The sequence below is a fragment of the Streptomyces sp. NPDC056527 genome, assembly GCF_042794475.1.
Classification (GTDB): Bacteria; Actinomycetota; Actinomycetes; order Streptomycetales; family Streptomycetaceae; genus Streptomyces.
In genome coordinates this window covers 21,217-33,628 of the sequence record NZ_JBHTTQ010000021.1, presented here as the reverse complement: position 1 = coordinate 33,628, position 12,412 = coordinate 21,217, and the positions used below count along the sequence as shown (strand labels likewise).

Below are 12,412 nucleotides of genomic sequence, written 5' to 3'. Positions count from 1 at the left end.
GGCTCCCGCCGACCGGTGGCCAGGCGTCGCGGCAGGGCGGTCGCCGGGGCGCGCCGCGCCGTCCCCGTCGACGGGCGCGGAGCCCGGTGCCTCCTCCGCCTCCGCCGAGCGAGAGCCCCGTGTCTCGGCCCCGGCCCCGGCGCAAGCGCAGGCCCCCGCCCCGCCGCCCCCTGCGCCAGCCCCGGCCCCAGCCCCTGCGCCCGGGGGTGCCGTTCCGTATCGGGCGCCGCGGGCCGACGACGCGGACGCCTCCGCCCCGACCGAGGCCCTTCGTCGTGCCGCGCACCCCGCGCCGCCTCGGCGGCTCGCGCGGAGTGGGGCCGGTGTTCCCGGCGTGGGGCTGGAGGCCGTCGACGTCGAGCGGATCGTCGCCTTGCGGGCGCACCATCCCGAGGCCGTTGCCGAGGCGGCCGCGAAGCGGCGGACGCGGGGGTTGTTCCAGGGGAGCGATCGGCTGCTGATCGTCGCCGCCGACCATCCCGCCCGCGGGGCGCTGGCCGTCGGGGGCCGGCCGTACGCCATGGCCGACCGGGCCGATCTGCTCGCCCGGCTCCGCCTCGCGCTCTCCCGCCCCGGGGTCGACGGTGTCCTCGCCTCCGCCGACATCCTCGACGACCTGCTCCTCCTCGGCGCCCTGGACGGCCGCCTCGCCGTCGGCTCCATGAACAGGGGCGGTCTCGCCGGGGCCGCGTTCGAGCTCGACGACCGCTTCACCGGTCACCGCCCCCAGGACCTCGCCCGGCTCGGCTTCGACGCCGGAAAGCTCCTCCTGCGGATCGACCCCGAGGACCCCGGCTCGCTCTCCACCCTCCACTCCGCCGCCCGCGCCGTCGACGAGATGGCCGGCCTGCGGCTGCCCGTCTTCGTCGAACCCTTCCTCTGCCGCCGCGACCGCGAAGGCCACCTCCACACCGACCTCTCCGCCGAGGCCGTCATCACCTCCCTCGCCATCGCCTCCGGCCTCGGCGGCACCTCCGCCTACACCTGGCTCAAGGTCCCGGTCACCGAGCACCCCGACGACATGGCCCGCGTCATGGAGACCACCACCCTGCCCGCCGTCCTCCTCGGCGGAGACCCCGGGCCCGGCCCGGACGCGCAGGAACTCGCTTACGAGAAATGGCGCGGCGCGCTCCGCCTGCCCACCGTCCGGGGGCTCGTCGTCGGTCGTTCGCTGCTCTATCCCCCGGACGGAGATGTGGCCGGAGCCGTCGATACCGCTGCGAGCCTGCTGCACGACGCGGTAGGAAGGGGTACGCACCACCCATGACCTCTCTCCATCTGCCCGCCGGGACCGCCTCCCACGGGCCGTACGCCCTCCATATCGACCCCGACCGGGCCGGGTGGGGATACTCCGCACTGCGCGTCCTCGAACTGGGCCCGGGAGACACCCACCTCCTGGACACCGGGGACAGCGAGTGGATCGTGCTTCCGCTGACCGGCGGCTGTACGGTGCACGTCGACGGCCGGGAGCTTCAACTCCTGGGCCGCGAGAGCGTGTTCGGCGGAGTGTCCGACTTCGCGTACGTGCCCCGCGACGCCCGGGTCCAGATCGCCTCCGGCGCAGGAGGCCGCTTCGCTTTGGCAGGAGCGAAGTGCGAGCGACGACTCCCCGCTCGCTACGGCCCCGCGCCGGAGGTACCCGTCGAGGCACGCGGCAGCGGCAACCAGGCCCGCGAGGTACGGAACTTCGCCGCGGCGGACGTCTTCGACGCCGACCGGCTCATCGCCGTCGAGGTGATCACCCCCGGCGGTAACTGGTCCTCCTACCCGCCCCACAAGCACGACCGCCACCGCCCCGGCTCCGAGTCCGAGCTGGAGGAGATCTACTACTACGAGATCGCCGGCGGCGGCCTCGGCTATCAGCGGATCTCCCCCTCCCGGCCCGGTGGCGCCGACCTCCTCGCCGAGGTCCGCAGTGGTGACGCCGTCCTCGTGCCCGACGGCTGGCACGGCCCGTCGATCGCCCAGCCGTCCCACGCCATGTACTACCTGAACGTGATGGCGGGACCAGGACCGGAGAGGGAGTGGAAGATCCGCTTCCACCCCGACCACTCGGAGGGGTACAAGTGAGCACGCTGACCGTCGCGCAGGCCCTGGTGCGGTTCCTCGCCGCGCAGTACACCGAACGCGACGGCGAACGGCATCGGTTGATCGCCGCGACCTGGGGTATCTTCGGCCACGGGAACGTCGCCGGGATCGGCCAGGCTCTCGTCGAGTACAGCGAGGAGATGCCGTACCACCAGGGGCGCAGCGAACAGGCCATGGTGCACGCGGCCGTCGGATACGCGCGCCAGTCGAACCGGCTCTCCACGCACGCCGTGACCACCTCGATCGGTCCCGGTGCCACCAACCTCGTCACCGGCGCCGCGCTCGCCACGATCAACCGGCTGCCCGTCCTGCTCCTGCCCGGCGACGGTTTCGCCACCCGCCCCGCCGACCCCGTCCTCCAGCAGCTCGAAGTCCCGTACGCGGGCGAGGTGTCGGTCAACGACTGCCTGCGGCCGGTGTCGAAGTACTTCGACCGGATCACCCGCCCCGAGGCGCTGATCCCGGCCGCGCTCGCCGCCGTTCGGGTCCTCACCGACCCCGTCGAGACCGGCGCGGTCACGCTCGCGCTGCCGCAGGACGTCCAGGCGGAGGCGTACGACTGGCCCGAGGGCTTCTTCGCCGAGCGGGTCTGGCGCGTGCGCCGGCCGGTGCCGGACGACGCCGAGCTGGAGGCGGCGGTCGCGGCGATCGGCCGGGCGGCCCGTCCGCTGATCGTCGTGGGCGGTGGGGTCAAGTACAGCGGCGCCGAGGAGGCGCTCGGCACCTTCGCCTCCCTGACCGGCATCCCGGTCGCCTCCACCCAGGCCGGCAAGGGCGCTCTGCGCCACGACCACCCGCAGGACGTCGGCGCCGTCGGCCACACCGGAACCGCCGTCGCCGACCACCTGGCACGCACGGCCGACGTGGTGATCGGGGTCGGCACCCGCTGGACCGACTTCACCACCGCCTCCGGCACCTTGTTCAGCCACCCGGACGTGCGCTTCGTCAACCTCAACATCGCGGCCTTCGACTCGCACAAGATGGCCGCGCTGCCGCTGGTCGCGGACGCCCGCGAGGGACTGGAGGGCCTCCACGCCCTGCTCGATCCGCACCATGTCACCCAGCACTACGTGCACGAGTACGCGGAGGAGAAGCTCCGCTGGGAGGCCCGCGTCACCGGCGCCTACGCCGTTCCGGACGAGGATGCCCGGCCGACCCAGCCGCAGGTCCTCGGCGTCCTCGACACTCTGGTCACCGAGGACGACATCCTGATCAACGCGGCCGGCTCGCTCCCCGGCGATCTCCACAAGCTCTGGCGGGCCCGGTCGACCGACCAGTACCACGTCGAGTACGGGTACTCGTGCATGGGCTACGAGATCCCGGCGGCGATCGGGGTCACGCTCGCCGCGCCCGGGCGGCCGGTCTGGGCGCTCGTCGGAGACGGTACGTATCTGATGAATCCAACCGAAATCGTCACCGCCGTGCAGCAGGGACTCCCCATCAAGGTGGTCATCCTGCAGAACCACGGGTACGCCTCCATCGGCGGGCTCTCCGAGTCCGTCGGCGGCGAGCGGTACGGCACCGCGTACCGCTTCCGGGACCAGGACGGGCGGTTCACCGGCGCGCCGCTCCCCGTCGACCTGGCCGCCAACGCGGCCTCCCTCGGGATGCGGGTGCTGACCGCCCGCACCGTACGTGACCTGCGGGAAGCCCTCGCCGACGCGCGGACGTCGACCGTTCCCACATGTGTCTATGTGGAGACCGAAACGGCAGACACAGTGTCGGGCGCGCCCCCCGCCCAGGCATGGTGGGATGTGCCCGTGGCCGAGACCTCGACCCGCCCGTCGGCGGTCAAGGCCCGGGAGGAGTACGACCGGCACGTCACCGCCCGACGCCGCCATCTCTGAAGGAGTAGTTCGTCATGACGAAGACCGTCAACCACTGGATCGGTGGCAAGACCGTCGAGGGCACGTCGGGCAACTGGGGCCCGGTCACCGACCCGGCCACCGGTGCCGTGACCACGAAGGTGGCCCTGGCCTCGGTCGACGAGGTCGACGCGGCCGTCGCCGCCGCGAAGGCCGCGTTCGAGACCTGGGGCACGGCGTCGCTGGCGCAGCGCACCACGATCCTGTTCAAGTTCCGCGCGCTGCTCGACGCCAACCGGGACGCGATCGCCGAGCTGATCACCGCCGAGCACGGCAAGGTCCACTCGGACGCGCTGGGCGAGGTCGCCCGCGGTCTGGAGATCGTCGACCTGGCCTGCGGCATCACGACCCAGCTCAAGGGCGAGCTGTCCACCCAGGTGTCGAACCGGGTGGACGTGGCCTCGATCCGCCAGCCGGTCGGAGTGGTGGCCGGCATCACGCCGTTCAACTTCCCGGCCATGGTGCCGATGTGGATGTTCCCGATCGCCATCGCGTGCGGCAACACCTTCATCCTCAAGCCGAGCGAGAAGGACCCGTCGCCCTCGCTGAAGATCGCGGAGCTGCTCGCCGAGGCGGGCCTGCCGGACGGTGTCTTCAACGTCGTGCACGGTGACAAGGTGGCCGTGGACCGGCTCCTGGAGCACCCGGACGTCACGGCGGTCTCCTTCGTCGGCTCCACGCCCATCGCCCGCTACATCCACACCACCGCCTCCGCCAAGGGCAAGCGCGTCCAGGCGCTCGGCGGCGCGAAGAACCACATGCTGGTGCTGCCGGACGCCGACCTGGACGCGGCCGCGGATGCGGCGGTCTCGGCGGCGTACGGCTCGGCCGGCGAGCGCTGCATGGCGATCTCGGCGGTCGTCGCGGTCGGCGCCATCGGCGACGAGCTGGTGCAGAAGATCCGTGAGCGCGCCGAGAAGATCAAGATCGGCCCCGGCAACGACCCGACCTCCGAGATGGGCCCGCTCATCACGGCCGTCCACCGCGACAAGGTCGCCTCGTACGTGAAGGGCGCCGCCGACGAGGGCTGCGAGGTCGTGCTCGACGGCACCGGCTACACGGTGGACGGGTTCGAGGACGGCCACTGGATCGGGCTGTCGCTCCTGGACCACGTGCCGACGACCGCGAAGGCGTACCAGGACGAGATCTTCGGCCCGGTGCTGTGCGTGCTGCGCACCGAGACGTACGAGGAGGGCGTCGCCCTCATCAACGCCTCGCCGTTCGGCAACGGCACCGCGATCTTCACCCGGGACGGCGGCGCCGCCCGCCGCTTCCAGCTGGAGATCCAGGCGGGCATGGTCGGCGTGAACGTGCCGATCCCGGTGCCGGTGGGCTACCACTCCTTCGGTGGCTGGAAGGACTCGCTCTTCGGCGACCACCACATCTACGGCAACGACGGCGTCCACTTCTACACCCGCGGCAAGGTCGTCACCACCCGCTGGCCGGACCCCTCCGAGGCCCCCGTCGGCGTGGACCTGGGCTTCCCGCGCAACCACTGACCGACCCGTAAAACGACTGGCCCCCGGGGCGTGCGACGACGCACCCTGGGGGCCATGTCCGTTGATCCACCGAAGTACCAGATCCGCGCCCTGCACACCGAGTCGACCGTGACGGTCTACCAGGCGTACGACCCGGCCATCGGCCTCCCGACGGCCCGCGAGGGCCGGTTCCCACCCGCCTGGAAGCGGGACCGGATGACGTGGATCAAGCCCTCGTTCCTGTGGATGATGTACCGCTGCGGCTGGGGCCTGAAGGAGGGCCAGCAGACGGTCCTCGCGGTCGAGATCACCCGCGAGGGCTTCGAGTGGGCGCTGCGCAACGCATGCCTGTCGCACTACGACCGCGACGTCCACCCCGACCCGGCCGCATGGAAACGCGAACTGCGCCGTTCCCCGGCCCGCGTGCAGTGGGACCCCGAGCGGGACCCGCACCTCGCCGCCCTTCCGTACCGCTCCCTTCAGCTCGGGCTGGCGGGCGAGGCGTCCCGCCGCTACGCGGACGAATGGACCGTCTCCGTACGGGACGTCACACCGCTGGCGCACGAGATCCACGCGCTGGTGCGGGAGGGGTGGCTGGAGGAGGCGCGCACGCGGATGCCCGAGGAGCGGCCGTACCCGGTGGGTGACGGGCTCCTCGGGCATCTGGTGGGATAGCGCCGCGCCTAGAAGATCGAGTGCAGCAGCTTGTTCGGGGAGCCCGACAGGGGGTTCTGGACCTTGCCGTCGGTCGCGTTGTTCACCAGCGCGGTGCTCACCTGGGCCGGGGTGGCCGTCGGGTGGGTCGCGAGGTAGAGGGCGGCCACGCCCGCGGTGTGCGGGGTCGCCATCGACGTGCCCGAGATGGTGTTCGTCGCCGTGTCGTTGTCCTTCCACGCCGACGTGATGGACACGCCCGGGGCGAACAGGTCCACGCACGTGCCGTAGTTGGAGAAGGACGCCCGCTTGTCGGCGGAGTCCGTCGCGCCGACCGTGATCGCCTCGGGGACGCGAGCCGGGGAGTAGTTGCAGGCCCGGGCCGGCAGGCCGAGGATGTTGCCGTTGCCCGCGGCGACCGCGTACGTGACGCCCGAGGCGATCGAGCGCTTCACCGCGTCGTCCAGCGAGGCGTTCACCCCGCCGCCCAGGCTCATGTTGGCGACGGCCGGCTTGACCGCGTTGGCGGTGACCCAGTCGACGCCGGCGATCACCCCGGCCGTGGAGCCGGAGCCGTTGCAGTCCAGGACGCGTACCGCCACCAGCTTCGCGCCCTTGGCGACGCCGTACTTCGCGCCGCCGACCGTACCGGCGACGTGCGTGCCGTGGCCCTGGCAGTCCTGGCCGTTCTGACCGCCGCCGACGGTGTCCGTGCCCACCCTCGCCCGGCCGCCGAACTCGCTGTGCGAGGTGCGGATTCCGGTGTCGATGATGTACGCGGTGACGTTCGACGCCGTCGTGTTGTACGTGTACGTCGACGACAGCGGCAGGTTCCGCTGGTCGATCCGGTCCAGACCCCAGGTCGCGCCGGTCTGTGTCTCGGCGACCCGTACGGTCGCGTTCTGCTCGACGTACGCCACCCGGGGGTCGGCGGCCAGGGCCTTGGCCCTGGACTGGGACATCGAGGTCGAGAAGCCCTTGAGGACGGTGGTGTACTCGTGCTTCGGCTTCACGCCCAGATCTGCGGCGCGCGTCGAGCCGTCCTTGAGGACGACGATCCAGCTGTTCTCGATCGCGAGGGAGGCCGGGGCGAGGCGGAGGTCCCCGACGGGGGCGCCCTGTGCGGTGGGGGAGACGGCCAACTGCAGGCCGGCGGCGAGCGCGAGGACGGGGACGATCGCCATGGCGCGGCGAGGTATTCGGGTCATGTGGTGGGGCACCTGAACCTTTCGTGGGCCGGGTTACCGGCAGGTACGGGCGGTTGGTGCGCCACAGAGTCTCGTGTCGGCATGTGCCGTACAAGGGGTCGTCCGGTCCCCTCACCGGTCCTTCACGCCGAAACCCCACGTCAGCATCGTGAACTCACCGTCGTCCCCCGCCCCCGTCGACCGATATGTCGCGAGCGCCGGCTCGTTGTCCGTGTCCACGCCGACCCACGCGTCGTAGCAGCCGCGCTCCCGCGCCTCGGTCAACAGCGCCCGTGTCAGCGCCCGACCGATGCCCCGGCGCCGGTACGTCTCGTCCACCGACAGCTCGTACAGACACATCTCCACCCCCTTGTCCGGGTGGAGCATCTCGATCCCGGAGACCAGACCGGCCGGGAACCCGTCCTCCGCGTACGCGATCAGCATCAGATGCCCGGGCGCGGCCAGGAACCGCTCCGCCCACGCCTCGCGCGGCGGATCGTCGTAGAGGTGCGTCGCGGCCATCAGCTCGGCCACCGTCGTCGCCCGTCGGATCTCCATCCCCAGCCCCTCTCTTCGACCGCACGGCTCGCCTCCGGCCGCCGTCGGCGCCCCTCGGACCACTCGCCTCGGTCGCGCCGCGCATACCGCGCCTGGTGTACGCGACCGTAGTCCGGTACGACTCCAGGAGGCCCGCGATTTCCGCCCCGGGGCAGCCGTGTCCCACAGGCTGTCCGCCTACGCTCGGGGACATGCAGCTCCGACTTCCCCGGTGGGCCGCGGTCACCGCCGCCCTCGCCGTGCTCACGGGCGCCGGCACCTGGACCGCCGTCGCCACGGACGAACCGCCACCCGTGGACCGCGCGGACCAGGTGCTCGACATGCCCGGGGCGCGGATCGACACCTCCTACTACACCGCCGGCGGTGCCGAGAAGCGGCCCGCCGTCCTCCTCGGGCACGGCTTCGGCGGCTCCAAGGACGACGTCCGCGCGCAGGCCGAGAAGCTCGCCCGCGACGGATACGCCGTCCTGACCTGGTCGGCGCGCGGATTCGGCGCCTCCACCGGGCAGATCGGACTCAACGACCCCGACCACGAGGTCAAGGACGTCCAGCGCCTCGTCGACTGGCTCGCCCGGCGGCCCGAGGTCCTGCTCGACAAGGACGGCGACCCGCGCGTAGGAGTCACCGGCGCCTCCTACGGCGGCGCGGCCTCGCTGCTCGCCGCCGGGTACGACACCCGCGTCGACGCGATCGCGCCCCAGATCACGTACTGGAACCTCGCCGACGCCCTCTTCCCGAACGGCGTCTTCAAGAAGCTCTGGGCGGGCATCTTCTTCTCCGCCGGCAACCAGCCGGGCGGCGGAGGCCGACAGCCCGCAGGCGACCAGCCCGGCGCGAGCGGTCCCTGTGGACGCTTCACGCCCGAACTCTGCTCCCTCTACCAGCGCGTCGCCGTCTCCGGACGGCCCGACGCCGCCGCCCGCACGCTCCTGGAGGCCCGCAGCCCCTCGGCCGTCGGCGGCAGGATCAAGGTCCCCGCCCTGATCGTCCAGGGCCAGACCGACTCCCTCTTCCCACTCGGCCACGCCGACGCCATGGCGAAGGCGATCAGCGCCAACGGCGCGCCCGTGGCCGTCGACTGGATCGCGGGCGGCCACGACGGCGGCAACCGCGAGACCGAACGCGTCGAGGCCCGGATCAGCGGCTGGTTCGACCGCCACCTCAAGCAGGACAAGGGCGCCGACACCGGCCCCGCGTTCCGCGTCAGCCGCGCCGGGGGAGTCGACTCCACCGACGGGCAGGCGCAGCTGCGCGGCGCGAGCTCCGACCGCTACTCCGGGCTCTCCGGTGACGCGGGCGACGCGCTGTCCCTGCCGCTGGAGGGCGGCCGTCCGCAGTCCTTCGCCAACCCGGCCGGCGCGGGCCCGCCCGCCATCTCCGCGGTCCCCGGCGTCGGTGGCGGGCTCTCCCAGCTCTCCTCCCTCGGCCTCGGACTCTCCCTGGACTTCCCCGGCCAGCACGCCCGGTTCGAGGCGGAGCCGCTGGCCGAGCCGGTACGGATCACGGGCTCTCCGACCGTCCGCGTCAAGGTCACCTCGGACAGCGCGGACGGTTCCGCCGTACTGTTCGCCAAGGTCTACGACGTCGGCCCGGACGGACGACAGCAGGTGCTGCCCGCCCAACTGGTCACTCCCGTCCGCGTCGAGGACGCCGGGAAGGGCCGGAGCGTCGAGCTGACGCTGCCCGCGATCGACCACGAGGTCGAGGCCGGCCACCGGCTGGCGCTGGTGCTCTCCGCCACCGACCTCGGCTACGCCTCCCCGGCCGCGCCGGCCGGCTACACCGTCGCCGCGGAGAGCCCGCTGACGGTCCCCACCGCGCCGGCCGTGGACACCCAGGCGGCCGCGATGCCCTGGTGGGTGTGGGGCCTGCCGCTCGCCGGGGCGCTGATCGCCGGCGCACTGCTCCTCACCGCGCGGCGCCGGACCGCGGCCCCCGTCCCGGACCCCGCGCTCGCCGCCGTACCGCTGCAGATCACCGGGCTGACGAAGAAGTACGCCAAGTCCTCCGACCGGTACGCGGTACGGGATCTGTCCTTCCGGGTCGAACAGGGACAGGTCCTCGGTCTGCTCGGGCCCAACGGCGCGGGCAAGACCACCACCCTGCGGATGCTCATGGGTCTGATCGGCCCCGACGACGGGGAGATCCGGGTCTTCGGCCAGGCCATCCGTCCCGGCGCCCCGGTGCTCTCCCGGGTCGGCGCCTTCGTCGAGGGTGCGGGCTTCCTGCCGCATCTGTCCGGGCGGGACAACCTGGAGCTGTACTGGAAGGCCACCGGCCGCCCCGCAGAGGACGCGCACATCGAGGAGGCCCTGGAGATCGCCGGCCTCGGCGACGCGCTCGCCCGCGCCGTACGGACGTACTCGCAGGGCATGAGGCAGCGGCTCGCCATCGCGCAGGCCATGCTCGGCCTGCCGGATCTGCTGATCCTCGACGAACCGACCAACGGACTCGACCCGCCACAGATCCGCGAGATGCGGGACGTGATGATCCGGTACGCCGCCGAGGGCCGGACCGTCATCGTCTCCAGCCACCTCCTCTCGGAGGTCGAGCAGTCCTGCACCCATCTCGTGGTGATGGACCGCGGCCGGCTCGTGCAGGCCGGCCCCGTCGGCGAGATCACCGGCGCGGGGGACACCCTGCTCGTGACGCTCGGGGACACCGTCCCGGACCCGCTCGTGGAGAAGATCGACGCGCTGCCCGGGATCGGCTCGGCCGCACGGACAGAAGGCGGGCTGCTCGTCCGTCTCGACGGGGCCGACGCGACCGCGCTGATCGGCGAACTCGTCCGCCTGGACGTGCCGGTGACCGGTGTGGGTCCGCACCGGCGCCTCGAGGACGCGTTCCTGACCCTGATCGGAGGAGGATCCGCATGAGCACGACCGCGGAACTGGTGGAGACCGCACCCGGCTACCGGGCGCGGCACACCCTGCCACTGCGCGTCGAGGCCGTACGGCAGCTCAAGCGGCGCCGCACCCTGGTCATGGGAGCGGTGCTCGCCGCCCTGCCGTTCGTCCTGATCATCGCCTTCGCGATCGGTGGGGGCCCGGACGGCAACGGGAACGGCCGGATCACGCTGATGGACACGGCGACGGCGTCGGCGGCGAACTTCGCCGCGACCTGTCTCTTCGTCTCCGCCGGCTTCCTGCTCGTGGTCCCGGTCGCCCTGTTCTGCGGGGACACCGTGGCCTCGGAGGCGAGCTGGTCGTCGCTGCGCTACCTGCTGGCCGCGCCCGTCCCCCGGGCCCGGCTGCTCTGGTCCAAGCTGGCCGTGGCGCTCGGCTTCAGCGCGGCCGCGATGGTGCTGCTGCCACTGGTCGCGCTCGCCGCGGGCACGGTCGCCTACGGTTGGGGGCCCCTGCGGCTTCCCACCGGCGGCGCCCTTCCGGCGGCCGAGACCCTGCCCCGGCTGGCTCTGGCCGTCGCGTTCATCTTCGTCTCCCAACTGGTCACGGCCGGGCTCGCGTTCTGGCTCTCCACCCGGACCGACGCCCCCCTGGGCGCCGTCGGTGGAGCGGTCGGACTGACGATCATCGGCAACGTCCTGGACGCCGTCACGGCGCTCGGCTCCTGGCGCGACTTCCTGCCCGCGCACTGGCAGTTCGCCTGGGCGGACGCGCTCCAACCGCAGTTGGAGTGGGGCGGGATGGCCAAGGGCGCGGCGATCTCGGTGACGTACGCGCTGATCCTCTTCGCGCTGGCCTTCCGGGGCTTCGCGCGCAAGGACATCGTGTCCTGACCGCCGGCAGGGCCACCCCCGGCGCCACCATTCCCGTCACAACCACCCCCTTCGAGCCGCTTCCGCACCCGCGCGGAAGCGGCTCGTCGTGCCGAGGGCATGCAGCAGCTCGCCGACCCGGCGGCTGTAGGTCCGGCCGGACATGCCGAGGCGGGCGGCGGCCGTCTCGTCCGTGAGGCCGGCGAGGAGCGCTTCGAGGACCGGGCGGAGCTGGGGAGGGAGCTCGCGCGGCGGGGCGGTGGCGCCGGCCAGGTCCTCGCCGGCGTCCCAACTGAGGTGATGGGCGCGGACCAGGGCCTGGACGACGACCGGGTCGCGGATCAGCAGCAGCCCGTTGTACAGCAGCTCCAGATCGAGCGGGACCGCCGCCACCGTGCGGTCGACGACGATCATCTTGAACGGGATCGAGTCCGTGAGGCGCGCCCGCCCCGGACCCCCGACCGCGCCCGCCACATGGGGCAGGGCGTGCCGCGGCACGATCCGTCTGACCTCCGGCGCCCGCTCCGCCGCGGCCCGCATGCACGCTCCTGCCAGCTCCAGGAACGGCTCGGGGATCGCACGGCCCGCGGAGGCGGCCGGGTCGTCGAAGGTCAGCAGCTCGTGCCGCGTCGAGGCGGCGAGCCCGGCCAGCGCGGCGCTGATCCGCCGCATGCCGCGGACGGGGCGCCCCGGAGGCCGCTGCGCCTCGGGCACGGCCCTGTTCATCGCCGATCGCGCGAGCATCACGGAGCCCGCAGTCTCTGCCACCGCTGACCACCCCCGCCCGATCGGTGTGCCACTCCATGTACGCATGTGACTGCACACGGTGACAACCCCTGTTGAGAAGGATGGCGAGTCCATGCC

Annotated in this window: 10 protein-coding genes; 7 read left to right on the top strand and 3 right to left on the bottom strand. The window is 72.7% G+C overall.

The window, feature by feature from the left end; all coding sequences use genetic code 11:
• Positions 1-334 precede the first annotated feature (334 nt).
• Genes ACFQ7Q_RS13895 through ACFQ7Q_RS13875 form a run of 5 tightly spaced genes read left to right on the top strand, consistent with a single transcriptional unit; the run spans position 335 to position 6,106 of the window.
• Positions 335-1,267, top strand: a complete 933-nt coding sequence (locus tag ACFQ7Q_RS13895) for a deoxyribose-phosphate aldolase (protein ID WP_383553835.1) — start codon at positions 335-337, stop codon at positions 1,265-1,267.
• Complete coding sequence (gene iolB, locus ACFQ7Q_RS13890) at positions 1,264-2,070, top strand: 5-deoxy-glucuronate isomerase (protein ID WP_383553833.1); 807 nt, start codon at positions 1,264-1,266, stop codon at positions 2,068-2,070. The genes ACFQ7Q_RS13895 and iolB overlap by 4 nt, the downstream gene beginning before the upstream one ends.
• Positions 2,067-3,935 carry a 3D-(3,5/4)-trihydroxycyclohexane-1,2-dione acylhydrolase (decyclizing) gene (gene iolD, locus ACFQ7Q_RS13885; RefSeq protein WP_383553831.1) on the top strand — a complete coding sequence of 623 codons (1,869 nt, stop codon included), beginning with the start codon at positions 2,067-2,069 and terminating at the stop codon, positions 3,933-3,935. Before iolB ends, iolD begins: the two co-directional genes overlap by 4 nt.
• Positions 3,936-3,949: 14 nt before the next feature.
• Positions 3,950-5,452 (top strand): CoA-acylating methylmalonate-semialdehyde dehydrogenase, encoded by a 1,503-nt coding sequence (mmsA, locus tag ACFQ7Q_RS13880; protein WP_383553827.1) that lies wholly within the window; start codon positions 3,950-3,952, stop codon positions 5,450-5,452.
• A 54-nt stretch (positions 5,453-5,506) separates the two neighbouring features.
• Positions 5,507-6,106, top strand: a complete 600-nt coding sequence (locus ACFQ7Q_RS13875) for a DUF4291 domain-containing protein (RefSeq protein WP_383553824.1) — start codon at positions 5,507-5,509, stop codon at positions 6,104-6,106.
• 8 nt (positions 6,107-6,114) lie between these two features.
• Here ACFQ7Q_RS13875 and ACFQ7Q_RS13870 read toward each other — a convergent pair whose 3' ends face one another.
• Both ACFQ7Q_RS13870 and ACFQ7Q_RS13865 read right to left on the bottom strand, forming a co-directional pair.
• Complete coding sequence (locus ACFQ7Q_RS13870; protein WP_383553822.1) at positions 6,115-7,293, bottom strand: S8 family peptidase; 1,179 nt, start codon at positions 7,291-7,293, stop codon at positions 6,115-6,117.
• A gap of 111 nt (positions 7,294-7,404) precedes the next feature.
• Positions 7,405-7,830: a GNAT family N-acetyltransferase gene (locus tag ACFQ7Q_RS13865; RefSeq protein ID WP_383553819.1), complete on the bottom strand. Its 426-nt coding sequence runs from the start codon at positions 7,828-7,830 to the stop codon at positions 7,405-7,407.
• A gap of 191 nt (positions 7,831-8,021) precedes the next feature.
• On the opposite strand from ACFQ7Q_RS13865, the gene ACFQ7Q_RS13860 reads away from it, so the two are divergent.
• Entirely contained in the window at positions 8,022-10,706 is a 2,685-nt protein-coding gene (locus ACFQ7Q_RS13860) for an alpha/beta fold hydrolase (RefSeq protein WP_383553816.1), read from the top strand.
• Positions 10,703-11,569, top strand: coding sequence for an ABC transporter permease (locus ACFQ7Q_RS13855; RefSeq protein WP_383553813.1), 867 nt, complete (start codon positions 10,703-10,705; stop codon positions 11,567-11,569). The genes ACFQ7Q_RS13860 and ACFQ7Q_RS13855 overlap by 4 nt, the downstream gene beginning before the upstream one ends.
• 36 nt (positions 11,570-11,605) lie before the next feature.
• Here ACFQ7Q_RS13855 and ACFQ7Q_RS13850 read toward each other — a convergent pair whose 3' ends face one another.
• Complete coding sequence (locus ACFQ7Q_RS13850) at positions 11,606-12,316, bottom strand: DNA-binding response regulator (protein ID WP_383553811.1); 711 nt, start codon at positions 12,314-12,316, stop codon at positions 11,606-11,608.
• Positions 12,317-12,412 lie beyond the last annotated feature (96 nt).

Coding starts and splice junctions, on each gene's coding strand:
- ACFQ7Q_RS13855 (WP_383553813.1), top strand. CDS start 10,703: ATGAGCACGACCGCGGAACTGGTGGAGACCGCACCCGGCTACCGGGCG.
- iolB (WP_383553833.1), top strand. CDS start 1,264: ATGACCTCTCTCCATCTGCCCGCCGGGACCGCCTCCCACGGGCCGTAC.
- mmsA (WP_383553827.1), top strand. CDS start 3,950: ATGACGAAGACCGTCAACCACTGGATCGGTGGCAAGACCGTCGAGGGC.
- ACFQ7Q_RS13865 (WP_383553819.1), bottom strand. CDS start 7,830: ATGGAGATCCGACGGGCGACGACGGTGGCCGAGCTGATGGCCGCGACG.
- ACFQ7Q_RS13870 (WP_383553822.1), bottom strand. CDS start 7,293: ATGACCCGAATACCTCGCCGCGCCATGGCGATCGTCCCCGTCCTCGCG.
- ACFQ7Q_RS13875 (WP_383553824.1), top strand. CDS start 5,507: ATGTCCGTTGATCCACCGAAGTACCAGATCCGCGCCCTGCACACCGAG.
- ACFQ7Q_RS13860 (WP_383553816.1), top strand. CDS start 8,022: ATGCAGCTCCGACTTCCCCGGTGGGCCGCGGTCACCGCCGCCCTCGCC.